23 protein-coding genes are annotated in these 23256 nt (G+C 66.1%); 7 read left to right on the plus strand and 16 right to left on the minus strand.

Going from position 1 to position 23256, the window contains the following annotated elements:
* Positions 1-102 precede the first annotated feature (102 nt).
* The 3 genes from IB258_RS10600 (at position 103) to IB258_RS10610 (ending at position 2568) form a co-directional block, all read left to right on the plus strand.
* Entirely contained in the window at positions 103-975 is an 873-nt protein-coding gene (locus IB258_RS10600; protein WP_054451303.1) for an alpha/beta fold hydrolase, read from the plus strand.
* Between the two features lie 129 nt (positions 976-1104).
* On the plus strand, positions 1105-2046 hold the full coding sequence (locus IB258_RS10605) for a sensor domain-containing diguanylate cyclase (RefSeq protein WP_125472439.1): 942 nt from the start codon (positions 1105-1107) through the stop codon (positions 2044-2046).
* Between the two features lie 78 nt (positions 2047-2124).
* Positions 2125-2568, plus strand: coding sequence for a DUF695 domain-containing protein (locus IB258_RS10610; protein WP_119449014.1), 444 nt, complete (start codon positions 2125-2127; stop codon positions 2566-2568).
* Positions 2569-2599: 31 nt separating this feature from the next.
* Here IB258_RS10610 and IB258_RS10615 read toward each other — a convergent pair whose 3' ends face one another.
* Positions 2600-3460: a DMT family transporter gene (locus IB258_RS10615; RefSeq protein WP_119449015.1), complete on the minus strand. Its 861-nt coding sequence runs from the start codon at positions 3458-3460 to the stop codon at positions 2600-2602.
* 118 nt (positions 3461-3578) lie between these two features.
* On the opposite strand from IB258_RS10615, the gene IB258_RS10620 reads away from it, so the two are divergent.
* Complete coding sequence (locus IB258_RS10620; protein ID WP_054450345.1) at positions 3579-4964, plus strand: PLP-dependent aminotransferase family protein; 1386 nt, start codon at positions 3579-3581, stop codon at positions 4962-4964.
* 143 nt (positions 4965-5107) lie between these two features.
* Here IB258_RS10620 and IB258_RS10625 read toward each other — a convergent pair whose 3' ends face one another.
* Positions 5108-5431, minus strand: a complete 324-nt coding sequence (locus IB258_RS10625; RefSeq protein WP_054450347.1) for a hypothetical protein — start codon at positions 5429-5431, stop codon at positions 5108-5110.
* 551 nt (positions 5432-5982) lie between these two features.
* Here IB258_RS10625 and IB258_RS10630 point away from each other — a divergent pair.
* On the plus strand, positions 5983-7038 hold the full coding sequence (locus IB258_RS10630; RefSeq protein ID WP_192352562.1) for a hypothetical protein: 1056 nt from the start codon (positions 5983-5985) through the stop codon (positions 7036-7038).
* A gap of 67 nt (positions 7039-7105) precedes the next feature.
* On the plus strand, positions 7106-7534 hold the full coding sequence (locus IB258_RS10635; RefSeq protein ID WP_054450349.1) for a VOC family protein: 429 nt from the start codon (positions 7106-7108) through the stop codon (positions 7532-7534).
* A gap of 38 nt (positions 7535-7572) precedes the next feature.
* Here IB258_RS10635 and IB258_RS10640 read toward each other — a convergent pair whose 3' ends face one another.
* The 9 genes from IB258_RS10640 to IB258_RS10680 all read right to left on the minus strand — a co-directional run bounded on the left by IB258_RS10640 (position 7573) and on the right by IB258_RS10680 (position 16841).
* The gene (locus IB258_RS10640; protein WP_192352563.1) at positions 7573-8277 is read right to left on the minus strand and encodes an ABC transporter ATP-binding protein; all 705 of its coding nucleotides are present in this window, start codon (positions 8275-8277) and stop codon (positions 7573-7575) included.
* Positions 8277-8993: an ABC transporter ATP-binding protein gene (locus IB258_RS10645; protein WP_175181191.1), complete on the minus strand. Its 717-nt coding sequence runs from the start codon at positions 8991-8993 to the stop codon at positions 8277-8279. Before IB258_RS10645 ends, IB258_RS10640 begins: the two co-directional genes overlap by 1 nt.
* Positions 8990-10003 carry a branched-chain amino acid ABC transporter permease gene (locus IB258_RS10650; RefSeq protein ID WP_175181192.1) on the minus strand — a complete coding sequence of 338 codons (1014 nt, stop codon included), beginning with the start codon at positions 10001-10003 and terminating at the stop codon, positions 8990-8992. The genes IB258_RS10645 and IB258_RS10650 overlap by 4 nt, the downstream gene beginning before the upstream one ends.
* Positions 10003-10884 carry a branched-chain amino acid ABC transporter permease gene (locus tag IB258_RS10655; protein ID WP_054450355.1) on the minus strand — a complete coding sequence of 294 codons (882 nt, stop codon included), beginning with the start codon at positions 10882-10884 and terminating at the stop codon, positions 10003-10005. Before IB258_RS10655 ends, IB258_RS10650 begins: the two co-directional genes overlap by 1 nt.
* 69 nt (positions 10885-10953) lie before the next feature.
* Positions 10954-12213: an ABC transporter substrate-binding protein gene (locus IB258_RS10660; RefSeq protein ID WP_119449019.1), complete on the minus strand. Its 1260-nt coding sequence runs from the start codon at positions 12211-12213 to the stop codon at positions 10954-10956.
* Between the two features lie 49 nt (positions 12214-12262).
* Positions 12263-13492: a serine hydrolase gene (locus tag IB258_RS10665; RefSeq protein WP_192352564.1), complete on the minus strand. Its 1230-nt coding sequence runs from the start codon at positions 13490-13492 to the stop codon at positions 12263-12265.
* Positions 13493-13494: 2 nt separating this feature from the next.
* The gene (locus IB258_RS10670; protein WP_054450358.1) at positions 13495-14424 is read right to left on the minus strand and encodes a phytanoyl-CoA dioxygenase family protein; all 930 of its coding nucleotides are present in this window, start codon (positions 14422-14424) and stop codon (positions 13495-13497) included.
* A gap of 24 nt (positions 14425-14448) precedes the next feature.
* The gene (locus IB258_RS10675) at positions 14449-15996 is read right to left on the minus strand and encodes a class I adenylate-forming enzyme family protein (RefSeq protein ID WP_082400654.1); all 1548 of its coding nucleotides are present in this window, start codon (positions 15994-15996) and stop codon (positions 14449-14451) included.
* A complete protein-coding gene (locus IB258_RS10680; protein WP_054450362.1) occupies positions 15993-16841 on the minus strand; it encodes a phytanoyl-CoA dioxygenase family protein in 849 nt (282 codons plus the stop codon). The genes IB258_RS10675 and IB258_RS10680 overlap by 4 nt, the downstream gene beginning before the upstream one ends.
* Before the next feature lie 165 nt (positions 16842-17006).
* On the opposite strand from IB258_RS10680, the gene IB258_RS10685 reads away from it, so the two are divergent.
* Positions 17007-17972: a helix-turn-helix domain-containing protein gene (locus IB258_RS10685; RefSeq protein WP_175159583.1), complete on the plus strand. Its 966-nt coding sequence runs from the start codon at positions 17007-17009 to the stop codon at positions 17970-17972.
* A gap of 6 nt (positions 17973-17978) precedes the next feature.
* On the opposite strand, the gene IB258_RS10690 is transcribed toward IB258_RS10685, so the two are convergent.
* The 5 genes from IB258_RS10690 to IB258_RS10710 form a co-directional block, all read right to left on the minus strand.
* On the minus strand, positions 17979-18299 hold the full coding sequence (locus tag IB258_RS10690; RefSeq protein ID WP_054450364.1) for a DUF4148 domain-containing protein: 321 nt from the start codon (positions 18297-18299) through the stop codon (positions 17979-17981).
* A gap of 301 nt (positions 18300-18600) precedes the next feature.
* The gene (locus IB258_RS10695) at positions 18601-19686 is read right to left on the minus strand and encodes a LuxR C-terminal-related transcriptional regulator (RefSeq protein WP_054450367.1); all 1086 of its coding nucleotides are present in this window, start codon (positions 19684-19686) and stop codon (positions 18601-18603) included.
* A gap of 284 nt (positions 19687-19970) precedes the next feature.
* A complete protein-coding gene (locus IB258_RS10700) occupies positions 19971-21056 on the minus strand; it encodes an ABC transporter substrate-binding protein (RefSeq protein WP_054450368.1) in 1086 nt (361 codons plus the stop codon).
* On the minus strand, positions 21046-22515 hold the full coding sequence (locus IB258_RS10705; RefSeq protein WP_225588994.1) for a sensor histidine kinase: 1470 nt from the start codon (positions 22513-22515) through the stop codon (positions 21046-21048). The genes IB258_RS10700 and IB258_RS10705 overlap by 11 nt, the downstream gene beginning before the upstream one ends.
* The gene (locus IB258_RS10710) at positions 22472-23179 is read right to left on the minus strand and encodes a response regulator transcription factor (protein ID WP_054450369.1); all 708 of its coding nucleotides are present in this window, start codon (positions 23177-23179) and stop codon (positions 22472-22474) included. Before IB258_RS10710 ends, IB258_RS10705 begins: the two co-directional genes overlap by 44 nt.
* Between the last annotated feature and the right edge of the window lie 77 nt (positions 23180-23256).

Here is a 23256-nt window from a genome sequence, read left to right on the forward strand (position 1 = left end):
CATTAAAACTTAATTTGACGGGTTACTAAAAAGGCGTAAGAATGGCCCGCACAGCCTGCAGGAATTCGGCTATTGATCCAGCCCCAGACCACGGAGATCGTCATGTCCAGCCCCCCAGAAAACCAGATCCAAACGCGCCGTTTGCAAGCCGACGGCCTGAACTTCTTCTATCGCGCGGCGGGCAACCCCGATGCGCCCGTGTTGCTGCTTCTGCATGGTTTCCCCAGTTCTTCGCACCAGTTCCGCAATCTGATCCCGATTCTGGCCACGCGTTTTCACGTGATTGCGCCGGATCTGCCCGGCTTCGGCTTCACGGAAGTACCTGGGGAGCGCGGCTACCGGTACACGTTTGACGACTTGGCCGTGTCGCTCGGCGCGTTCGTCGATGCCTTGGGCCTGAAACGCTATGCGATGTACGTTTTCGACTACGGCGCGCCTGTCGGGCTGCGCCTGGCGCTTGCCCACCCCGAGCGGGTGACCGGCCTGGTCTCTCAGAACGGCAACGCTTATCTCGAAGGGCTGGGCGATGCCTGGGCGCCAGTCCGCGCCTATTGGGCGGAGCCGACCGCGGCCAACCGGCAGGTCATCGCGGATGCCGTGCTGAACCTGGAAGGAACGAAGTGGCAGTACGTGCATGGCGTCGCCAATCCGGACGACGTGGCTCCGGAAAGCTACACGCTCGATGCCGCCTTGCTTGAGCGGCCTGGCAACAAGGAAATCCAGCTCGATCTGTTCCTGGACTACGCCAACAATCTGAAGCGGTATCCGGATTTCCAGGCGTTCTTCCGCGCGGCGAAAATCCCGACGCTCGCCATCTGGGGGCGCCACGATCCGTTCTTCATACCGCCCGGCGCCGAGGCGTTCAAGCGGGACAATCCGGAAGCGCAGGTCGAGTTGCTGGATACCGGGCACTTTGCGCTCGAGACGCATGCGGCATATATCGGGCGCCGGATTATCGAGGTGTTGGCGCCGTGAGGGATTCTGAAAGAGGCCGCGAATGCGGCCTTTTTAATACGGCTACCTTTCGGCGTTCATCACGCACACGCCACGGCCGACGGATTCACGCTAAAGTGCCCGTTCATTTGAATCGAGGATGGATAGGGTATGTCAAACGAAAGCCCGCTTCTTGATGACAACGCGGTGTACCGAACCTTGCTCGAGTCCACCAAGGCAATTCCCTGGAAGATCGATTGGGCCACGAAGCAATTCGCCTATATCGGTCCGCAGATCGAGGCGTTGCTGGGCTGGAAGGCCGACAGCTGGGTGAGCGTGGAGGACTGGGCCATGCGCATGCACCCGGAGGATCGGGACTATGTGGTGAATTTCTGCGTCACCCAATCCCAGGCCGGCGTCGATCACGAGGCGGACTACCGCGCGCTGACCAAGGAAAACGGCTACGTATGGATCCGGGACGTGGTGCACGTAGTGCGCAATGACAGCGGCGAGGTCGAAGCGCTGATCGGCTTCATGTTCGACATCACCGAACGCAAGAAGACCGAGGAAAAGCTGCTGGCCTTGCAGAAGGAGCTGGAGGCGCTGTCCTTCAAGGACGGTTTGACGAATATTGCCAACCGGCGTCGCTTCGATAGCGGTTTTGAATTGGAGTGGGAGCGCGCGCGCAGCGAACGAAAGCCGCTGTCCATCCTGTTGTTCGACGTCGATTTTTTCAAGCAATACAACGATCTGTATGGCCACACCCAAGGCGACCAATGTCTGGTGGATATCGCCCAGACCCTGAGTTTGGCGCTGGATGGACCTCGCGATCTCGTTGCGCGCTACGGTGGCGAAGAGTTTGTCGTGCTGCTGCCGGAAGCCGATGCCGGAGTGGCGCGAAAAGTCGCTGAACGCTGCCAGCGCTTGCTCAAGAAAAAGGCTATCGTGCACGCGCTGTCGCCGCACGACAGGCGCGTCACGGTCAGCATTGGAGCCGGAACGGCGGTGCCAGACGGACAGAGCGACCGTGCTGGCTTCATCAAAGCCGTCGACCAGCAGCTATATGCAGCCAAGAAAAACGGGCGGGACCGCATCGAGCATGTGCAGTTGTAGAGCCGACCGTGAACACAAGGTTTTCTCAGTAACAAGCGCTGAACCTTCTGGTCCGGCGTCTATACAGGAATTGATTCAATGAGCAGTATTTTCCCAGGCGATCTGTGGGCAGTGGGTGAAGCACAGGTCGAAGGTTTGACGGTCATCGTTCGCTTTCGCACCGGCTTGCCGTCGGCGACTGATCGTGAGATCAATGAGAACCTGGTCATCATCTCTTGGCCGTACCAGGGCATCGAGTCCGGCATGCCCAATGACGAAGACAAGCAGAGCCACAATAGCTTTGAAGAGGCCATCGAGAAAGGCTTTGAGAATTCCGATATCGGGGTGCAGGTGGCTTGCCTGACTGGAAATCACCACAAGGAATGGCGTTACTACACGCGTGACGTCGAAGCCTTCCTGGATGCATTCAACGCATGCCTGGCGGGGCACCCGGTCTATCCCATACAACTGCGCATGTACAAGGATCCTGATTGGAATGCCTTGTCGGGCTTGCAGCCCCAGGGTTCAGATCAGCTTCATTGAAAGAGGCCAGGCGGCGCTTGCGCGCCGCCTGCTACGCATAGCGCTTGGCGCCCGCCACGCAAACCACCGCCGCCAGCGTCACGACCAGCATCGTCCAGCTGACCTGCTCATGCAGCAGCGCGGCAGCCAATCCCAGCCCCATGAAGGGCTGGAACAACTGCAACTGCCCCACCGCCGCAATTCCGCCCTGCGCCAGCCCGCGGTACCAGAACACGAACCCGATAAGCATGCTGAACAGCGACACGTAGGCGAGGCCTATCCACGCCGGCGTGCCGACGTGCTCGAACGAGGCCGGCATGGTCAACAGCGCGATGGGCAGCATGAGGGGCAGAGACAGCACCAGCGCCCAGCTGATGACCTGCCAGCCGCCCAGCTTGCGGGACAGCTTGGCGCCTTCGGCATAGCCCAGGCCGCAGACGATGATGGAGGCGAGCATGAGCAGGTCGCCGGTGGGCGAGGCCTCCAGGCCGCCCCAGGCGGCATAGCCCGCGACGCAAGCCGCGCCGACGATGGAGAACATCCAGAACGGCGGACGCGGGCGTTCGCCGCCGCGTATCACGGCGAAGATCGCGGTGCTGAGCGGCAGCAGGCCGAGGAAGACGATGGAATGGGCCGAGGTGACGTGCTGCAGGGCCAGCGCCGTCAGCAGGGGGAAGCCGACGACCACGCCCAGTGCGGTCAGCGTTAGCGAGGGGAGGTCGGACAGGGTAGGCCGGCGTTGGCGCAGCAGCATCAGCAGGGCCAGGCCAAGCAGGCCCGCGATGGCGGCACGCGCGCAGGTCAGGAAAATGGGATCCAGGTCCGCCACGGCGACCCGGGTCGCGGGCAAGGAGCCCGCGAAGATTACTACGCCGATAAAACCGTTCACCCAGCCGCTGGTGGCCTTTTGCATCTGTAGCTCCTTGATACCGGGCTCCAGTACAGCACGGCCTGCGCGCGCAGTCCAAGCACAATCCAGTACAATTTCAAGAAACTGTTATGTATTGAAAGCCAGTACGGCGGAGAATCCCATGGCGCGCGGCGGCACTCTCATCAAGCAGGTCATGGGCGAGATCCAGGGGCGGATTGCGGCCCGCACTGCCTTGCCTGGCTCCCGGCTGCCTTCGGTAAGAGTGCAAGCCAAGACGCTGGACGTATCGGTGTCCACAGTGGTGGAAGCCTACGAGCGGCTGGCGGCGGAAGGCGTGCTGGTGTCGCGCCCCGGCTCCGGGTTCTATGTGGCCGGGCAGGTGGCGCCGCTGGCGCTGACCGAGATGGGGCCGAAGCTGGACCGGGAAGTCGACCCGCTGTGGGTATCGCGTCAGTCGCTGGCGGCGGACGCGGATAGCTTGCGGCCGGGCTGCGGCTGGCTGCCGGTCAGCTGGATGTATGAAGACGGGTTGCGGAGCGCCATGCGTGGCATGGCGCGCGCCGAAATCGCGGAACTGACCGAGTATGGAACGCCGTTGGGCCATGCGCCCCTGAGGCAGCTGTTGGCGCGGCGCATGGCGGGCATGGGGATAGAGGCAGGGCCCGAGCAGATCATGCTGACCGATTCGGGGACTCAGTCCATCGACCTGATCCTGCGCTTTCTGCTGGAACCGGGGGACACGGTGCTGGTGGACGATCCCTGCTATTTCAACTTCCATGCGCTGTTGAAGGCGCATCGCGTCAAGGCGGTGGGGGTGCCGTACACGCCGAACGGTCCGGATGTCGCGGCGTTCGAAGCGGCGCTGCGCGAGCATTCCCCGCGGCTCTACATCACGAACTCCGGCATACACAATCCGACGGGGGCGACTTTGTCGCCCTTGGTCGCGCACCGTCTGCTGAAGCTGGTGGACGATTCCGAGCTGGTGATCGTCGAGGACGACATCTTCGCGGATTTCGAGAATACGCCCGCGCCGCGGCTGGCTGCGTTCGACGGGCTGTCGCGGGTCATACATATCGGCAGCTTCTCGAAGACGGTGTCGGCGTCGGTGCGTTGCGGCTACATCGCCGTGCGGTCCGATTGGGTGGAAAGCCTGACCGACCTGAAGGTCGCCACGACCTTTGGCAGCAGCCGGCTGGCGGCCGACATCATCTTCAGGACGCTGACGGGCAGCGGCTACCGCCGCCACATGGAGTCGACCCGGCTGCGCCTGGCGCAGCAGATGGACAAGACCGCCGCAAAGTTGCTGAAGCTGGGCATCAAGCCCTGGCTGACGCCCCGGGCGGGCATGTTTCTGTGGTGCCGCCTGCCCGAGGGCAAGGACGCGGCTACGGTGGCCCGTCTGTGTCTGAAGGAAGGGGTGTTGGTGGCTCCCGGAAATGCGTTCAGCCAGTCGCTGGCTGCGGGAGATTTCCTGCGGTTCAACGTTGCGCAGTCCACGGACGAGCGGATATTCACGGTGCTGTCCAAGGCGTTGAGCGCGGCTTGATGCAAGGGGCACGGTTGGTTGCCTGAAGCACTGGCAGCCGGCATTCACGAAAAATTTCCGTGTCGCCTGATACTTTTTTTCCTCGACGGACAGGCGCAGGCAATCCAGCGGCCCGCCTGGCCGCCGGACTGTCGTATTGATGACTACAGGTAGGCGAGCGTGATGATGTAGCCCTGGGCGTCTTGTTGCCCGGCGTGGCGCGCCCTGAGCGGCACGGTCTGCACGTCGACCTTCACTCGATTGGCGCTTACGCGGTAGCGGTCGGCGGGCTTGCCAGCGGCGCGGGCGCGTTCAGCATCGCATTCCACGCGGACGGTTGCTTTTCGGGATTGAACCTGCGGTGTGCATGACGCAGCCTCGACGATGGCGCCGTGGAAATAGATGGTTCCATCCGCGGCGCGGGCTGCGGGCAGGACGCTGGACGCGCACAGCAGAAGCAGGGAAAGGCGATATTGGAGCTTGGACATGACAGCGACTCCTTGCGACTGGAAACGGAGGGGGGGCTATGTCTGTCTTCACTTCTTTAACGGCATCCGGCAGCGAAAGTTAATCGCAATCCGCCTTCGGGCCGCGTTCGCGCGTGCGAGAGGTGCCTGGCTTGCAACTGCAACGCCGGCGCGTCAGTCCGCACGGCGATATGCCGCCGTGGCGGAAAGTCCGCGGCTGGACTGCTTTTTTGTAAGGAGAGAGTCGGCTCGCTACGCGAACACCGGAAGGACTATGGGCGGCATCGTGGGCTCCTTTGATCGCGCCCTGGAGGACGCGGTGATGGTCAGGGACCTGGAACGGACTGTCGGCCAATATGAAATGCGTGGTTTCATTGTCGCAGGTCGCGGGGAAAAATCAATACCTGGCGTCCGGCGCATGCGATCACTATCTTCCGGATTCTGGCGACGGGATGTTTCGCACCGTATTCGCTCTGCCTTGAATGCTCGCTGCTGACGCGTCCGGCGCCGCTTCAGTAAACTCCGGGGCTGCCGCGCGGCGCTCACCGCCGCTTTCATGCTCGCTGATCTCCATGACTGCTTCCGACACGACATTCGCCGCCGCGCTTCGTACTCCCGTCTCCACCGCCGACGATCTTGATCCGCTGGATCAGTTCTTCCAGCGCCCCGAGGTAGGCGCCTTTTTAGCCCAGGCCCGCAAACCTGGGCAGGCGGACGTCTGCTTGCGGACCTGCGCCGATCTGCTGCCTACGCTGCACCCGGGCCGCGCCGCTGCCGTGGCCTTGATGTGCGGTTCGCTGGTGGAAGACGGCGCCGATCCGGCAATACTCTTTCCCGTCCTGCAGGACTTGCTGCGGCAGTGGCTGAGCACCCTGAGTCCGTATTGTGCGCAGGAGGTCGAGGACGACGATGATGAGGTGGAGGAGGCCGACCGCCGGGCTTGGCAGGATGCCAGGTCGCGGATGGCCGACGTACCCGAGGACAGGCGCTGGGAAGTGGAAGCCTTGCATCAGGCGGCAGACCTGCTGGTGCTGCCGATGATGACCATGGTCTTGCGCGACCGCCGCAATCACGCCGCCCTGGTGTCCGACGCGGAGTTGATGGCGCTGCTGCATCCCATGGCCACCAGCAACGACAGCCTGCCCTTCGAGCATCTGCACTATCTTTGGCTGGCCTCGCAGTTGGGCTACGAGGAGGAGTTGGTAGTGGTGCTGCCGACTTCCATGACGGGCTTCATTGCGCGGGCGCATGCCGTCAACAACAACTTCCACGCCTTCACGCTGTTGCAGATCATCATCGGCGAACACGCGCAGGCCTTGGGCGTGAAGCGCGAGATCGCAGCGCGCGAACCGGACCAGGACAGCGATACCGCGGACTTCCAGTGGTTGCAGGCTGATGCCTACGCCGGCGGCGAGCTGGTCAACGCCATGCGTTACGCCTGGGGCGAGGCGGCGTTGCGGCACAACCTGTCCCGCCACGGCAAGCGAGTGCTCATCGCGTTGGAAACGGCCGAGGGCATGAAGCGCAATTGGTCGGGGTTCAACGGCGCCATGCATGAAGCGCAGCAACCGTCCATGACATTCACGCGCTATCTCACGCGTGACGAGGTGGCTTCGTATCTGGCTTGATCCGGCGCGGACGGGGCCGCATGGCGGGCGGTATATTCGAAAGCTCCCCTCTCAACAGGAGCGCCACATGCAGACCAATGAAATCCATCGGGGCCGGCTGATCGACCACATCCAGCTGGTGGTGCGGGACCTGGCAGCCAGCCAGCGGTTCTATCAGGCAGTCTTCGATGCGCTGAAAGTGCCGATGGGCGGCACGGGCGACGGCTATTTCTGGGCGGACGAGCTATTCGTTTCCACGCCCGACAACAAGGCTGCGGCGGGGCAGTTGACCGGACGCCATCATCTTGCGTTCCAGGCGCAGGACCAGGCCATGGTCGCTGCCTTCTACAAGGCGGCGCTGGCCCATGGCGGCACGGACAATGGCGCGCCGGGCTTTCGGGACTACCATCCAGGGTATTACGGCGCTTTCGTGCTGGATCCGGACGGCAACAACATCGAGGCCGTGTTCCATGGCGAGGCGCAGCGCAGCGCGCCTTCGGTGAAAGTGACGTTCTGAGCGGCGCGCGTTTGGCTCAGACGCGTGCTGCCCCGTAATCACACTCCCAGGTAGGCGCGGCGCAGCCCCTCATCGGCCAGGAGTTCAGCGCCCGGCCCGGACATGACGATTTCACCGTGCTCCAGCACATAGCCGCGCGCGGCCATGCTGAGCGAGCGGTGCACGTCCTGCTCCACCAGCAGGATGGTGATGCCGCGCGCGTTGATGAGCGGCAGCTTGTCGAAGATGTCCTTGACCATGATGGGCGCCAGTCCGATGGACGGTTCGTCCAGCAGCAGGAGCTTGGGCGAGGTCATCAGCGCGCGGCCGATGGCCAGCATCTGCTGCTCGCCGCCGCTGAACGAGCGAGCCAGCTGGCGGCGCCGTTCCCGCAGACGCGGGAACAGGTGATAGACCCAGTCCAGGTTGTCGCGGCTGCGGCGCTTGTCGCGCAGTACGTCGGCGCCGACCAGCAGGTTGTCCTCGACGTCCATGTGGCCGAACAGGCGGCGGCCTTCCATGACCTGGGCCATGCCCAGGCGCGCCACCAGGTGCGCGGGCAGGCCGCTGATGCGCTCGCCCAGGAAGCGGACCTCGCCGGCCAGCGCGGGCAGGGAGCCCATGACGGTGCGGATCAGCGTGCTTTTGCCGGCGCCGTTGGCGCCGACCAGACTGACGATCTCGCCTTCGCCCACGTGCATGTCCACAGCGCGCAGCACCTGCACGTCGCCGTAGCCGGCGTCCAGTTGACGGATCTCCAGCATCACGCGGCCTCCCCGAGATAGGCGCGCACCACCTGCGGATCGCGGGCGACCTGCTGCGGCAGGCCATCGGCGATCTTGCGCCCCTGCTGGATGACGACGATGCGGTCGGATAGTTGCATGATGGCCTTCATGTTGTGTTCGATCACCAGGACGCTGATGCCGTCGCAGCGCAGGGAAAGGATCAGCGCCACCATTTCCTCGGTCTCCACCGGCGTCAGGCCCGCCATCACTTCGTCCAGCAGCAGCAGGCGGGGCTGGGTCGCCAAGGCCTTGGCGACTTCCAGGCGCTTGCGGCCCGACAGCGTGAGAGTGCGCGCGATCTGATGCTCGCGTCCGGCCAGGCCGACGCGCGCCAGCACGGCCTGGGCGACTTCCTCGGCCTGGGCTGGAGCGCGGTGGCGCAGGAAGGCGCCGATCATGGCGTTCTCCAGTACCGTCATGTCGCCGAATGGCTTCACGATCTGGAACGTACGTGCGAGTCCAGCGGCGCAGATGCGCGCCGGATCCTGGCCGTTGATGCGGCTGCCATTGAAGCGGATGTCGCCGCTGCTGGGCGGCACGAAGCCGGATGCCATGGCGAACAGCGTGGTCTTGCCGGCGCCGTTGGGGCCGATCAGGCCGACGATCTCGTCGGCGCCGACGGCGAAGCTGACCTCGTCGGAGGCTCGCACGCCGCCGAAATTGCGGCTGACATTATGGAACTCGAGCAGGTTCATTGTGTGCCCCCCATCGCGGGACCGGCGGTCTTGGCTGGCGTGCCGGCCACGCGCGCAGGCGCCTTGGCGCGTCGGGACAGTATCGCCATCAGTCCTCGCGGCTCCCAGCGGATGATGATCATCAGCAAAAGGCCATACAGCATCATGTCGGCCCCCACCATGCCCCCGGTCAGGGAGCGCGCCAGCTCTTCGCCAGGCAGCAGCAGCAGCGCGCCCAGCACCGGGCCCCAAAGCGTGCCGCGGCCGCCGATGATGCAGACCACGGCGATGACGACGCTGAGATTGGCGCCGAATACCTTATCGGGGCTGATGTAGAGGACGAACTGCGCATAGAAGGTGCCGCCCAGCGCGGTCATGGCCGCGCTCAGCATGGCTGCGGTCAGCTTGTAGCGCCGCACCGGCACGCCCAGCGCCATCGCCGCGTCCTGGTCGTTGCGCACGGCCGTCAGGCAGTAGCCGAAGCGGCTGCGCAATACATGGCGGTTGATCAGCAACGCGGCGATGGTGAAGGCCAGCGCCACGATGTAGTAGTAGGCCTTGCCGGTATGCTGGAAGTACAGCGGAGCGTCGCGCAGCAGCGTGACCTCCATGCCGCGCGGCCCGCCCAGCAGGGTGTCGGCGTTTTCCACCAGCGTCTTGAGCACCATGCAGGAGGCGATCGTGGCCAGCGCGAAGTACGCGCCGCGCAATTGCAGGCAGGACAGCCCCACGATCAACGCCGCGCCCATGGCCACGACGGCGCCGGCCCACATGCCCAGCCAGGGACTGATGCCCAGGTTCACGAACAGCCAGGTCGAGGTATAGGCGCCCAGCCCGAAATAGGCGGCATGGCCCAGCGAGAGCTGGCCGGCGATGCCGCCCAGGATGTTCCATGACAGCGCCAGATAGGCGTACAGCAGCGTCATGGCGCCAACCGACAGCAGGTACTGGTTGCCGCTGGCCAGCGGCAGCAGCGCCAACAGGCCCAGCGCGGCGATGCCGGCGGCCGAAGTCTTTGTGGTCTTGGCCATCATTCGTTCTCCACGCCGAACAGCCCGCTGGGCCGGAAATACATGGTGGCGAGAAACAGCAGGAAGATGAGCGCCTCGGCATAGGTGATGGGGATCAGCTGGCTGCCGACCGATTCCAGCACGCCAACCAGGATGCCGCCCCAGAACGCGCCTGCCACCGAGCCGATGCCGCCCAGCACGACGATGACGAAGGCGCGCAGGCCGAAGATGTCGCCGACGAAGGGGTTGACGGGATAGAGCGGCAGCAGCAGCGCGCCGGCCGCGCCCAGCACCAGCAGGCCGATGGCGAACGACAGCCGGTAGACGCGGGCGCTGTCTATGCCCAGCACGCTGGCGGCTTCGCGGTCCTGTCCGGTGGCGCGGATGGCGCGGCCTGTGCGCGTGTGGCGCAGGAACAGCACCAGGGCCGCCGTGATCAGGCAGGCGAAGAACAGGCCGGCGATCTGCGGATAGGTGAAGATCAGGTCGCCGGGCATCCAGACTTCGTTGGCCCAAGGCGCGTCGATGGTCCGGCTGTCGGGGCCGGCCAGCGCCAGGAAGGCGTTGTCCAGGAAGATCCACAGGCCGGTGGTGAAGATCAGAACGCCGATCGGCTCGCGCGAACTTTCCTTGCGGTAGATGCCGTCGATCAGCCAGCGCTGGCAGGCATAGCCGACGACGAACAGCGCGGCCGCCGTGAGTGGCATGGCGGCCAGCGGATGCAGGCCGAAGTGGCTGGTGAGCGCGAAGCAGACGTACATGGACATCATCAGGAAGGCGCCATGGGCGAAATTGATGATCTTCATGACGCCGAACTGCAGGCTCAGGCCCAGCGCGATCAGGCCGTAGACGGCGCCGCTGGCGATACCGCCCAGCAAGGCCTGGAGTAGGGTAGTGGTCAAGTGGAGGCTCCTAGCGGTAACGGGGCGCCGGCGCCACGCGCAGGGCGTGGCGCGGCGACGCCAGGTCGGTCAGGGCTGAGCGGCAGGCCAGACCATCTTGTAGGATTTGGAGGCCAGGTTCTCCGGCCACACGGTGCGGTACTGGCCGTCGGGCGTGATCTGCTGCATGACGTAGCGCTTTTCGGGGTTCTGGCCCTTGGCGTCGATCACGATGTCATAGCCCACCAGCTTGTTCAGGTCGGTGCCTTGCAGCTTGGTCTGGGCCAGGGCGTCGCGGATGGCTTCGGGATCCGCCTTCCCGGCGCGCTCCAGCGCGTCCTTGATGACCCAGACCGCGGCGTAGGCGCTGACCGACAGTTCGTTGGGATCGACCTTGTAGGCGGCGACGAAGTCGTCCCAGAACTTCTTGGCGAACGGCGTGGTGATGGACGACTCGTAGCCGGCCCAGCCATTGGTGGTGTAGACATTGCCCGCGATGTCCTTGCCGACCAGCGGGATGAAGGTACTGTCGATCTGGCCGGCCGCGCTGCCGACGTAGGTCGAGCCCACCCGCATCTGCGCCAGCAGTTTGTGCAGCTGCACGGCGTCGGCGCCATAGGAGGTCACGGTGACGACGTCGGGCTTCTTGCCCTTGATCTTCAGCACCAGCGGACGCAGGTCAGGCGAGTTGGGCGGGTATCCCTCGTCCAGCACCAGATCGATGCCGGCTGCCTTGAACTTGGCGCGCAACGTGTTGGCCATGTCCTGGCCCCAATCGGTGTTCTCGTAGACCATGGCGACCGTCTTGGCCGGCTTGCCGGTGGTCTTGCCCGCGTAGTCGATGAAGTCCGCCATGCTTTCGGCGTTGCCCGAGGCCGGGATCTGCGTGGGACGGAACACGTACTTGAAGCCGCGTTCGGTGATGTCGGCCTTGGCGGCCAGGTCCACCACCCATGGCACGCGGTTCTTTTCCGCGACGGCGGTGGCGGGGAAGGTCACGCCGCTCTGGAAAGCGCCCAGCAGCACCGGGGTCTTCTCGCGGGTGATCAGGCGTTCGACCTCGGTCATGGCGACCTTGGCATCGCCCCGGGTGTCCACCTCGACCAGCTGCAGTTGCGCGCCGCCCAGCGACTTGATGCCGCCGGCGTCGTTGATGTGCTTGACGGCCAGATGCGTGGCGCGCGACATGTCTTTGCCAATGGAAGCGGTGGCGCTGCCCGACAGAGGAATCAGATAGCCGATCTTGACGGGCTCGGCAGCCAGGGCGGCGCCCTGGACCAGCAACGTGGCGCCGGCCGCGGCGAACAGACGCCGCAGGGCGGCGGGGCGATAGGGGTTGCTCGTGTTCATGAGGATTTGTCTCCAGGTTTTTTTGTGATTCGAGAGTGCGGCGCGGGCTTCAGCCTGGCGGCCCTGCGCCGAGTGCCGCGTGCGTCGCGCATACCAGGCGATGGGCGCGTTCATCGAGCAGCACCGTGCGTCCCATGCGGTTCATGGTGTAGGCAAAGGAAAGCCGGCGCTGCGGCCAGGCGAAAGCCAGCGACCCGCCAGCGCCCGTGTGGCCGTAGGCCTCGTCGCCGAAGCAGGCGCTGTCCAGGCCTTGCGCGCGGTTATCCATCTGGCGCATGAAGCCGCTGGCGTAGCGCGTGGGTACGCGCAGGCAGGCGTCGTCGTCCGTGCGCGCCGACAGGGCCGTGGCCGCGGCCAGCGTGTCCTCGCGCAGCAGGCGCACGCCGTCGCGCTGGCCGCCCAGCGCCAGTGTGCCGTACAGACGCGCCAGGCTGCGCGCATTGCCGATGCCGCCAGCCGCGCATAGCCCGGCTGCGTGGCCGGCGCGGCTGTTGAAGCCGGAAGGGCGCCAGCCGCCGGTGTTCTTGGCGTACAGCGCGGTAGGGCTTTCGGGTTCGTCCTTCAGGGACTGCTCGAAGGGACTGAACGGCGCTTGCGGCGCGGGCGGCGGCACGATGGGTGCGACCCGGGCTTCCTCCGTTTCCGGCAGGCCGATCCAGAAGTCCAGGTCCAGCGGCTGCGCGATATGGCGGCGGAAGAATTCGCCTGGCATGCAGCCGCTCAGCCTGCGCACCAGCTCACCGACCAGCCAGCCGTAGGTCAGGCCGTGGTAGGCCACGCGTTCGCCCGGAGCCCAGAAAGGCGCGGCCCCGGCCAGCCGGCGGGTCATGCCCTCCCAGTCGAAAGCGGCGTCAGCGGGTAGCGGCTCACGCAGCGCGGGCAGGCCAGCGGTATGGTTGAGCAGCATGCGCGGGGTGGTGGTGGCCTTGCCTGCTGCGGCGTATTCGGGCCAGTAGCGGGCGACAGGGGCGTCCAAATCCAGCTCTCCCGCCTCGGCCAGCATGTGGGCGCAGAGCGCCGTGGCCGGCTTGGTATTGGAGAACACGATACAGACCGTGTCGCGCTGCCAGGGCTGGCTGCGGTCCGTGTCGGCCCATCCTGCCCACAGGTCGACCACCGGATAGCCGTCGACTTCGATGGCGACGGACGCGCCGAGCTCGCCACCGTCCTGGAAGTTGCGCGCGAATGCTGCGCGTACTGGTTCGAAGGCGGGATCGCAGTAGCCGTGTATGGCCGGCGCCGCGGCTGCAAGCGCCGGAGACGAGGTTGCGGCGGCCATGGTCAGCGCGTCAATGGCGCGCGCGCGCCGTAGCCCAGCAGGTAGCGCGCGTCGTTGGACAGCGCGGCCGCGACGCCTTCGGGCAGCGTGCTGGTGAAGTCGGCGAAGCCGCGCAACCAGGACACGTTGTAGTTGCAGAGTATGGCGCGGCGCTCGCGGTCGGTATGGTTCGGGCCGGAGCGGTGCCAGGTGTTGGACAGCCAGATGGCGACCGAGCCGGCGGGTGCGGTCAGCGTGACCTCGCCGTCCAGCGGGCCGCTGCCCCACGGTGGCGACTTGCGCAGCTTGTGGCTGCGCGGCATGACCCGCGTGGCGCCGTTGTCGGCGGTGAAATCGTCCAGCATCCAGACGTTCTGCAGCGTCAGCGGAAACTCCGGCAGCGGCTCGGCGATCTGGCCCAGCGGCGCATCCACGTGCCAGGCGCCGCCGCCTGTGCCGGGGCCGATGCTGGTGGCCTGGAAGTCGTGCAGGTTGCAGTCCTGGCCCATCACGCTGCGCACCATGGGCAACACCGCCGGGTGCTCGATCAGCGGAATCATGTCGGGCGCCTTGTTCAGCAGGTTCCAGACGCGTTGCGACTTGTCGTCGTCGAACAGGGTGGGCAAGTGCAGGAAGTTCTTCGACACTTTGTTGATGGGTACCGGCCAGCGCGTGTTTTCGTTGTCGCGGCGATACTGGTGCACGCGCGCCACCATGCGCTGCGCTTCCATGTCGCTCACCGTGTAGTGGCGCTTATAGTAGGCCAGGATGTCGTCATCGTCCTCGTGCCGTTCGTCGTCCAGCGGGAACGGATCGGCGCGTTCCGCGGCCATCAGTCCGGCCACGCATTCGCGCGCCTGTTCCAGCTGTGCGGCGTCCAGCACGTTTTCAATGACGGCGTAGCCTTCTTCGGCGAGCTGGTGTTGCAAAGCCTGCAGATCGAGTTGCTTCATGTTCCTCCCCTTTTATGTGGAATGTCACTGCGAATTCGGGCCGGGCACGGCCACGGGCGCGAGCGCGCTGCGTGCGAGCTTGCCTATGCTGGTGCGCGGCAAGGCTGCCGTCGCGCCGATGCGGCGCGGCACTTTGTAGCCGGCCAGGTGCGCGGCGCAATGCGCCTGCAGGGCGGCCATGTCCAGGCGTTGGCCGGGGGCGGGCGTGACCCAGGCGTGGACCACCTGGCCCAGCCGCTCGTCGGCCACGCCGAAGGCGGCCGCTTCGCCGACTTCGGGGCGCGACAACAGCACCTGTTCCACTTCCAGCGGATAGACCTTGAAGCCGCCCACGTTGATGCAGTCGTGCCGGCGGCCCCGCAGATGGAGATAGCCCTCGTCGTCCAGGATGGCGACGTCGCCGGTGTAGAACCAGCCTTCGCGCAGCGCTTGCGCGGACTCCGGCGCCGCTTGGCGGTAACCTGCCATCACGTGCGGCCCGCGCACGCGTATTTCGCCGGGCTGGCCCGGCGGCATGACGCGGCTGGCGCCATCCAGGTCCACCACCTGCAGTTCGCCGCCTGGCACGGGCAAGCCCACCGAACCGGGTTTGCGTGGACGGTGCATGGGATTGAAGGCCAGGCAGGGACCCGCCTCGCTCATGCCGTAGCCCTCATGGATGGGGCAACCGGCGCGCAACTCGAAACGCGTCAGGGTTTCGCGCGGCAGCGGCGCCGCGCCGGAGAAGCAGGCGCGCAGGCTGCCGAGTTTTTCAGGCTGGAAGGCCGTGCTCAGCAACAGGTCATGGAAGATTGCGGGCGCGCCCGGCAGCAGGGTCACGCCGTGGGCGGCGATGGCCTCGATGGTGCGGGCGGCATCGAAGCGCCGCATCACCACCAGCTCGCCGCGGGCATGCAGGCTCAAGTAGAGCGACATGGAGACGGCCGACACATGGAATAGCGGCATCACGCAGAGCACCACCTCCGAATCGCGCCGCGTCGGCAGCCAGGCTTCGCGCTGCGCGATGTTGTAGGCGATCTGCCGGTGCAGGATGTTGACGCCCTTGGGGCGTCCGGTGGTGCCGCCGGTGTATTGCAGCGTGGCCAGATCTTCATGCCGCGGCAGGTCTTCGGGCAGGGCGCAGGCCTGCGGCAGCATCTCCAGCAGGCCGGCGCCGTTGCCTGTGCGGAGAATGGCGCCGGCATCCAGGCCCGGGCACACGGCGCTCAGATCCAGCTTCACGCTGTCGTCATGCAGCAGCATGCAAGGCTCGGCGTCTTCCAGCATATAGGCCAGCTCGCGCTCGCGATAGCCTGGGTTCAGCGGCACGGCCTGCGCGCGCAGCGCATGCACTGCAAAGGTGGCAACGGCCAGGTCCAGCGAGTTCTGCATCAACAGGGCCACCCGGTCGCCGGGCCGCACGCGTTCGCCCAGGCGGCGTGCCAAAGCTCCAGCCAAGCCGGCGTATTGCGCATAGTTCAGGCGCACGCCTTCGAAGGACAGCGCGGGAAGATCGGGCGCTTCGAGAGCGGCGTCGCGCAGCAGATGGATCACCGAATCCGGGACCCTGGGCAGGGCGGGGGCGTTCATCATGCCTTGCGCTCGGCAGCCTTGCGGGCGGCCTTGGCGTCGCTGGCCTGCCAGACCGTGGGCCGGCCAGCGCCGCCCAGCAGGGTGATGGGGTCGGCATTGTCGATGTGGCCGTACTGCCCCTTGTAGATGCTGTAGCCGCACAATTCCTGCAGGCGGCGCGGGAAGCTTCTCGCCACCTCGGCCGGAATGCCGAGCTGCAGGTTTTCCTGTTGCCGCATCCATCCGGCGCAGTAGTAGCACGACAACGCGTAACGGCGGGCGTTGCTGTTGTTGGCGCCGCCCTTGTGCCACAGCGCGCTGTCGAACAGCATGACACTGCCCGCCTTCATGGTGGCCTGCACGGTGTCTATGTCCTGCGCGCCGTAGGGCGGAGACGAATCGTAGCGATGACTGCCGGGCACGATGTGGGTGGCGCCGTTCTCGGCCGTGAAATCGCTCAAGGCCCAGATGGCATTGACCGCCAGCGGCGGGCGCGGGCGCGGCAGCGCCAGTTGCTGGGTATCTTCGTGCAGGGGCTGGGCGCCTTGGCCCGGCGCCAGCGTCAGTGAGCACAGCGACGACAGCAGCAGCTCGCGGTCCAGCAGGCGTTCGGCCAGGCTCAGCACGTCGGGCTGCAGCGGCACGTCCCAGAAGCGTGGATCGTAGACCAGCAGGTTGTTGATGCGCACCGTCTTGCGGCCTTCGAACGAGGTCTGGGCGTAACCGAGGTTGTGCTCGGCCTCGATCCGGATCAGGGCTTCCTGCAACTGGCTGACCTGCTCGGGCGGGATGATTCCCGGCAGCACCACGAATCCGTCGCGTTCAAAGGCTGCGATCCGCTCGTCGAGCGGTTCGGGCGTGGACATCTTTTGTCTCCTGATTGGGCCTGGATCTGAGTCCGGCGATATAGGTCTGTGCGTATAATCGGCCGGTAGTCTTCGCCCTGCCAGCGCGTAGCGTCCACGGCAGTGGCGCAAAGCGTCCATCCCCTAGAAGATGGCGGCCCCAGTCGGCATGATCCGGTACTCAACATGAGCGCGCAGGCCTACCACCACACCACCGATGTCATAGCGCCGCAGGAGCAGTTCGCGTATTGGCGCGATGCAATCTGCGATGCCTACGTGCCGCTCGAACCCGAGCGTGACGCCGCGCGCAGCTTTCGCGGCCAGATCGACGGCCTGCTGCTGCCGGACCTGCACGGCTCGACCATCACCGCCCAATCCCATGTGGTCAGGCTGTCCGCGGCCGGTCTCTCGGCCCGCAAGCAATCCCCATTCTTCGCCAATTTGCTGTGCGCGGGAGAGGCCCTGGTTTCGCAGGACGGAAGCGCCATGCGGGCGCGGGCTGGCGACGTCTACGTGGTGGATTGCGCTTCGCCCTGGGAAGTCGACTTCCGCACCGATTTCCGCATGTTCTGCATAGAAATCCCGGAAGGCCTCTTGCGGCCGCAACTGGGCCGGCGCGGGCGACTGGCCATGCCGGTGCTGGACGGAAGTTCAGGGGCAGGGCGGGTGCTGGCCAGCTACATGCGCCTGGTCAGCGAACTGCCGGCAAACGAGTTGCAGCAGGTGCAGGCGCTGATGGTCAGGCATTGCAGCGAACTGCTGTCGCGGACGCAGCTCGAAGGGGCGGATGCCGGCGCGCAGATCGCCGAACGGGTGCGCCACGAAGTCCTGGACCGCATTCTGGCGCTGGTGCAGCGGCGTTTGGCCGATCGCGGCCTGACGCCGGCTTCGGCCAGCGAGGAGCTCGGCATCTCCCGCAGCTATCTGTTCAAGATCATGGCCGAGCATGGCCTGAGCTTCAGCGCTTACGTGCGGCAGTGCCGGCTGGAAAGGTGCCGCCTGGCCATCGAGACCCAGCCTGGCCGCTCCATCGCGGACATCGCCGCCAGCTGGGGATTCGAGGAAGTTTCCACGTTCAATCGGGCGTACCGCGCGCACTATGGCCGCTCGCCAGGCAGCGAGCGCGGCGGTGCGCCCTTGCGGGCTCAATAGCGCGCATCACCATTTGCCCTGGCCCTGCGACTGCTGCATCTGCGGGGCGTTGGCAGGCCTGACCGTGTCGACATACTTCCGGTAGGCGGCGACATACTCGGGGCTATTGATGTCAGGGGTGCTGTCGCTGTCCCAGTTTCTTTCAACGCCGGATTGCTTCCAGGCGGCCAGGTCGCGTTCGACTTGATCGCGGCTGAGTTGGACGTCGGAGGGCGGAGCTGCGGTGGTTGGGGCGGCGGACATTTGCGCGGCCACGGGGCCGGAGAGCAGGGCGCAGGCCGCCAGGACGACGGGAATCATGGCGCGGACGGTTAGGGCAGTTTTCATGAAATGCTCCTGATGACGAGAGTGACCGCAGCATTGGAGACCGGTGTCCATGGGGGCTCGCGGCAATGCAGCCCGGTGCAGGGACAGCTGCGCAACCGGATTGGCGCATTGGTTTTTTTCTTGGGCAGGCCGGCCCGGCCCGCGGCGCGCGCGGACACGCACCTGGCGCTGGGTTCCACCGCCAGGTTTACGACTCGGGCCGGACCGGGCGTCCGGGCCTCATGCCTTTGTGCTCATCGTAGGACGGCGCGGGTGGGCGCCACATACTCAATATTGGGTACGTCATACCGGTGGCGCGCGCTCAGAGCAGCGAGGCGAGCCTGACCAGTTCGGACTGGCGATTGCATTCCATCTTGTTGAGCAGGGACGCCACCTGTTTACGCACGGTCAGCACCGAGGCGTGGCGCAGGGTCGCGACTTCCTCCACGCTGTGTCCCATCGCAAGACCGGCCAGCACAGCGGCTTCCGCGTGCGTGATCGAGAACACGGATTCCAGCCTGTCGACGTCCGGTTGGGCAAAGGCGCTTTTTCTGCGCATGCGCACCAGCAGCATGCGGCTGCCGATCAGGCTCAGCGCTTGCGGGGCCGCGCTGATGTCGATCCAGGTCAATTCGCCCCATCCGGCGGCTGCCGCCAGGGACCGCGCCTTGCCGTCGCGCGCGACCGCCTGGCAATACGCGTCGAACAAGGCCTGTATCTTCGCGTCGGGATGGCGCAGCTTGCCGCCGCGCACGTTCCAGCCATGGCCGTCGCTCAGATAGTGCATGGCGAGGGCCGATCTCTTGTCTACCATCGCGTCGTGGCTGACCAGCAGCACGGCTTCGCCGACATCCGAGAGTGCGCTTTCAATGGCTGTCCAACCGATGGCGAGCGCCTTTTCGCGTTGGGCCAACCGGCTTTTCAGCAGGCGGAAGTAATGGGCTACGTCGCCGGACTGAAGCCGTTCGCTGGCCTTGTCGTCCACGGTCGAGCGTTGGAAGGCGATGGCGGCGCGCAGCATGGCGCTGGATTCGATTACCAGGCACAGCACTTGCGCCATCCGGTGCTTGAGCATGAAGTCCGTGTAGAACTCGGAACGCTGCAGCTGCTTGTGGCCGCACATGTTGGCGGTATCCAGCCACGTGCCCACGGGCAGCAGCCGCGAATCCTGTTCGACGATGTCGCAGCTGTAGTAATGGTTGCGGTAGTCCGTGGCGGCGGCTTCGGGAAAGCTGACGGTGGACAGGTCCAGCAGCTTGTGGCGGGCATCGAAGACGATCAAGGTGCCGCTGTCCGCGCCCACCATGTCGCGGGCGGTCAGCAGGATGTCATGCCAGGGCGGATCGGGATCCGCCAGACGGTCCAGGGCTTCGATCGCGCGCCGGACGGCAATCTGGTGTTCGGCCATTTCGTGCCTCCAACTCTGGTTCAGACGCAAACGCTGTCACGTATCACAGATCGTTGTAGAGGTGGCTCCGGCCAGATCGGGGGAGCGCTGCGCGGCGGTGATTTGCCGGCATGGGAGAGGCTGGCCGGCCTGGATTGCCGCGGCGCTGCCACAAGGAAATTATCCTCGCAAAACCCCGGGGCGGATGAAAAAAGTGGGTGCATTGTCCGGACAAAAAGGGTCCGGATTCAGAGGTGGTCTTGGTGTACCGGGTTGTGTATACCAGTGCGGGCGGGGAGATCGCGTCAGTGGTGGGGGCCGCCGGGCGGACGGACCGCCGCGCGCCACAGATCCAGGAAATGCCGCTTCTTGAGTGCATCCAGATACACCAACAGTCCTACGCCCAGCGCCACCGGCCGCACGCCCGCTTCCGGGTTGGCCGATGCGCTCACGGGCCGCATGCCCGATTGCCGCGCGACCATTTCCTGGCCCCGCGGCGACAGCAGATAGTCCAGGAACATCGCGCCCAGATCCGCCCGCGGCGCCTGTCGGGGAATGATGGCGGAGCGCGACAGCATCAACGTGTAGTCCTGCGGATAGACGATGGCCAGCGGCGCGCCCAGGTCGATGCGGTGCCGGGTGTAGGACTCCAGCAGGTTGTAGGCCAGCGTGATCTCGCCGCGTTCGAGCTTGTCCAGCGCGTCTTCGGTGGACGCGTGCACGGCCACGCGGTTGCGGCCCAGTTCGGCCAGCAGCGCGCCAGCCATGCTGTCCAGCCGCGTGTCCTGCGTGGCCGCCAGGTAGCCGATGCCGCTGCCCTCGACGTCGTAAGTGGAGATGGCGCCGGCCAGGGGCTGGTCCGGCGCCTGCAGCAGGGACAGCAGCTCGCGCCGGGTGCGCGGCGCCCTTGCGGACGCGAGCTTGCTGGTGTTGTAGACCATGACGATGGGATCGGTGCCGATGCTGAAGACCTCGTCGCGCCAGTTGGCCCAGGCGGGCAGGGCGCGGGTCTCCGGCGAGATGTGGGGTTGCGCGTAGCCGTCGTTGACCAGTTTGGTCTGCAGGTCCATCGCGCTGCTGATGACGATGTCGGGGCCGGATCTGGTTGCCGGCGCCTGCGTGGCGCGGGAAACCGTCCCGGCATACAGCTCCTGCGTGGACAGCTCGGTGTATTCCAGGCGCAGGCCGGGGTTGAGCCTGCTGAAGTCTTCCAGCACGCCGCGGAACACCTGCACGCTGTTGGAGGCGTGCACGACCAGTACGTTCCTGCTGTCCGCGGGCCCCAGCGTCAGGCCGTCGGCGCTGGTTTCCGCGGCGTTGCCGGCAGCAAAGGGCAGCAGCGCGGTGAGCGCCGCCAGCAGGCGCAGGGGTTTCAGGAGATCAAGCTTCATGGGGGCGGGGCGGCAGCGTGACCACGGCGTCCAGGCCGCCGCCCACGCGGTTGCTCAGGGCCAGCCGGCCCTGATGGATGTCGACCACGCGCTTGATGATGGACAGGCCCAGGCCGGCGCCGGACGCGCGCGGGTTGGGACCGCGCACGAAGCGCTCGAAAGCGGCGTTGGCCAGCGCCGGCGGTATGCCCGGACCCTGGTCGGATACGGATATGCGCCAGCCATCGTCCTCCGGCTCCAGCCGCACGTCGATGTGGCCGTCGTCCGTGGCGCCGTGACGCAGGGCGTTGTCGATAAGGTTCTTGAACGCTTCGCGCAGCATCAGGCTGTCGCCCAGCACGGTGGGCGGATTGCCGGGCGCAGTGGCGGGCAGATGCAGGCGCACGTCGGGCTGGGGATCGGCTTGCGGGACCGTGTCATACACCGCCTGCCGCAGCAGCTCGGCCAGGTCCACCGGCTGGAACTGGCGCACGTTGCTGCGGTGGATGACGCTGGCGTCGCTCAGCAGCTGGTTGACCAGGCGCGAGAGTTTCTCGGCGTTGCGCAGCACGGCCAGCAGGCTGCGGCGCTGTTCGGCGGGATCTTCCTCGTCCAGCGCCACTTCCATCTGCGCGTGCAGCGCGGCCAGCGGCGTGCGCAGCTGATGCGCGGCTTCGGCGATGAAGAGGCGCAGGGTGTCCAGGTTTTCCGACAGGCGCGCCATGAAGCCATCCAGCGAGTGCACCAGCGTGTCGAGTTCCTCCGGCACGGGAGCGGCGATGGGATGCAGGTCCGCCGCGCTGCGGGCGGCCAGTTCGCGCTCGATACGGCGGATGGGCGACAGCGAGCGCAGCAGGCCCCAGTAGGCCAGCGCCAGCGCCGCGGCGGTAAAGCCGATCAGCGCCAGCGTGCCTTGCCACAAGATGCCCGCTGCCAGCGCGTTGCGGGCTTCGCGGGTCTGCGCGACCTGGATGAGGGCGGTCTCGGCATTGCGGGGACCGGCGATCTTGCGTTCCATCCAGGCGATGCGCACCGGCTCGCCCTGGTAGCTGGCGTCGTACAGGCGGGGCGAGTACGCCGGGCCTTCGCTGCCACGGGCGGGCGGCGCTGGCAGGTCCGCATAGCCGGAAATCAGTGCGCCGCCCGCGTCGCCGACACGATAGAACACGCGGTCGCGCGGCGCCTGCTCCAGCAGCGCCAGCGAGGCATAAGGCATGTCCATGCGCCACTCTCCCTGCACCAGCTGCAGGCTGTCGGCGATGGACAGCACCGAGGAACGCAGCAACTGGTCGTAGGTGGTGTCGGCGGTCTGATTGGCGTAGCCGCGCACCAGCAGATACAGCGTGGCCAGGGCGGCGACGAACAGCGCAAGCAGCATGGCCAGCAGGCGGCGCTTGATCGAGATGCGGCCCTGCGCGGCGGCGGGCGTGGCGGGGTCACTCCCGGCCGGGGCCGGGCGCGGCGGGGCGGTCGTGGTCATCGGTGGCGGTCAGGAGGTAGCCGGTGCCGCGCTGCGTTTCGATGCGCAGCGGCGAGCCTTCGAGCTTGCGGCGCAGCCGGGCGATGTAGACCTCGATGGCGTTGGGCGCGGCATCGTCGTCGAAGGCGAACAGCTTGTTGGCGATTTCGGTCTTGCTGACGGCGCGGTTCATGCCGGCCAGCAGGATTTCCAGCAGGCTGTATTCGCGCTTGGGCAGTTCGATGCGCTGGCCGGCCAGCGTGACCTGGCGCGCGGCGCTGTCGATGACCAGCTCGCCAAAGCGCAGCATGCCGGACGCCTGGGGGCTGGGGCGGCGCAGCAGGGCGCGGCAGCGGGCTTCCAGCTCGCGGAAATCGAAGGGCTTGGCCAGGTAGTCGTCGGCGCCGGTATCCAGGGCGTGGACGCGGTCTTCGATGTCGATGCGGGCGGTCAGCGCCAGCACGGGCGTCTTGCTGCCGCGGTCACGCAGGCGGTGCAGGATGTCGAAGCCCGACATGCGGGGCAGGCCGATGTCCAGAATGACGAGGTCGAAGGTTTCGTATTGCAGCACGCCGTCAGCGCTGAGGCCGTCGTTCTGGCAGTCGACTGCATGGCCGAGACGGCGCAGCCGGCGCACGAGTGCGTCGGCCAGGTCCGCGTCGTCTTCGATCACCAGTATGCGCATAGGGGCGATTGTCGCATGGCTGGACTAGCCCCCCCGCGCCGCACCCGCGTTCAAAAACGACAGGTTGCCGACAGCTT

Origin of the sequence: Achromobacter sp. ACM02, assembly GCF_014851605.1 — a bacterium.
GTDB lineage: Bacteria > Pseudomonadota > Gammaproteobacteria > Burkholderiales > Burkholderiaceae_B > Achromobacter > Achromobacter aegrifaciens.

Coding starts and splice junctions, on each gene's coding strand:
- IB258_RS10600 (WP_054451303.1), top strand. CDS start 103: ATGTCCAGCCCCCCAGAAAACCAGATCCAAACGCGCCGTTTGCAAGCC.
- IB258_RS10605 (WP_125472439.1), top strand. CDS start 1,105: ATGTCAAACGAAAGCCCGCTTCTTGATGACAACGCGGTGTACCGAACC.
- IB258_RS10610 (WP_119449014.1), top strand. CDS start 2,125: ATGAGCAGTATTTTCCCAGGCGATCTGTGGGCAGTGGGTGAAGCACAG.
- IB258_RS10615 (WP_119449015.1), bottom strand. CDS start 3,460: ATGCAAAAGGCCACCAGCGGCTGGGTGAACGGTTTTATCGGCGTAGTA.
- IB258_RS10620 (WP_054450345.1), top strand. CDS start 3,579: ATGGCGCGCGGCGGCACTCTCATCAAGCAGGTCATGGGCGAGATCCAG.
- IB258_RS10625 (WP_054450347.1), bottom strand. CDS start 5,431: ATGTCCAAGCTCCAATATCGCCTTTCCCTGCTTCTGCTGTGCGCGTCC.
- IB258_RS10630 (WP_192352562.1), top strand. CDS start 5,983: ATGACTGCTTCCGACACGACATTCGCCGCCGCGCTTCGTACTCCCGTC.
- IB258_RS10635 (WP_054450349.1), top strand. CDS start 7,106: ATGCAGACCAATGAAATCCATCGGGGCCGGCTGATCGACCACATCCAG.
- IB258_RS10640 (WP_192352563.1), bottom strand. CDS start 8,277: ATGCTGGAGATCCGTCAACTGGACGCCGGCTACGGCGACGTGCAGGTG.
- IB258_RS10645 (WP_175181191.1), bottom strand. CDS start 8,993: ATGAACCTGCTCGAGTTCCATAATGTCAGCCGCAATTTCGGCGGCGTG.
- IB258_RS10650 (WP_175181192.1), bottom strand. CDS start 10,003: ATGGCCAAGACCACAAAGACTTCGGCCGCCGGCATCGCCGCGCTGGGC.
- IB258_RS10660 (WP_119449019.1), bottom strand. CDS start 12,213: ATGAACACGAGCAACCCCTATCGCCCCGCCGCCCTGCGGCGTCTGTTC.
- IB258_RS10665 (WP_192352564.1), bottom strand. CDS start 13,492: ATGGCCGCCGCAACCTCGTCTCCGGCGCTTGCAGCCGCGGCGCCGGCC.
- IB258_RS10670 (WP_054450358.1), bottom strand. CDS start 14,424: ATGAAGCAACTCGATCTGCAGGCTTTGCAACACCAGCTCGCCGAAGAA.
- IB258_RS10675 (WP_082400654.1), bottom strand. CDS start 15,996: ATGATGAACGCCCCCGCCCTGCCCAGGGTCCCGGATTCGGTGATCCAT.
- IB258_RS10680 (WP_054450362.1), bottom strand. CDS start 16,841: ATGTCCACGCCCGAACCGCTCGACGAGCGGATCGCAGCCTTTGAACGC.
- IB258_RS10685 (WP_175159583.1), top strand. CDS start 17,007: ATGAGCGCGCAGGCCTACCACCACACCACCGATGTCATAGCGCCGCAG.
- IB258_RS10690 (WP_054450364.1), bottom strand. CDS start 18,299: ATGAAAACTGCCCTAACCGTCCGCGCCATGATTCCCGTCGTCCTGGCG.
- IB258_RS10695 (WP_054450367.1), bottom strand. CDS start 19,686: ATGGCCGAACACCAGATTGCCGTCCGGCGCGCGATCGAAGCCCTGGAC.
- IB258_RS10700 (WP_054450368.1), bottom strand. CDS start 21,056: ATGAAGCTTGATCTCCTGAAACCCCTGCGCCTGCTGGCGGCGCTCACC.
- IB258_RS10705 (WP_225588994.1), bottom strand. CDS start 22,515: ATGACCACGACCGCCCCGCCGCGCCCGGCCCCGGCCGGGAGTGACCCC.
- IB258_RS10710 (WP_054450369.1), bottom strand. CDS start 23,179: ATGCGCATACTGGTGATCGAAGACGACGCGGACCTGGCCGACGCACTC.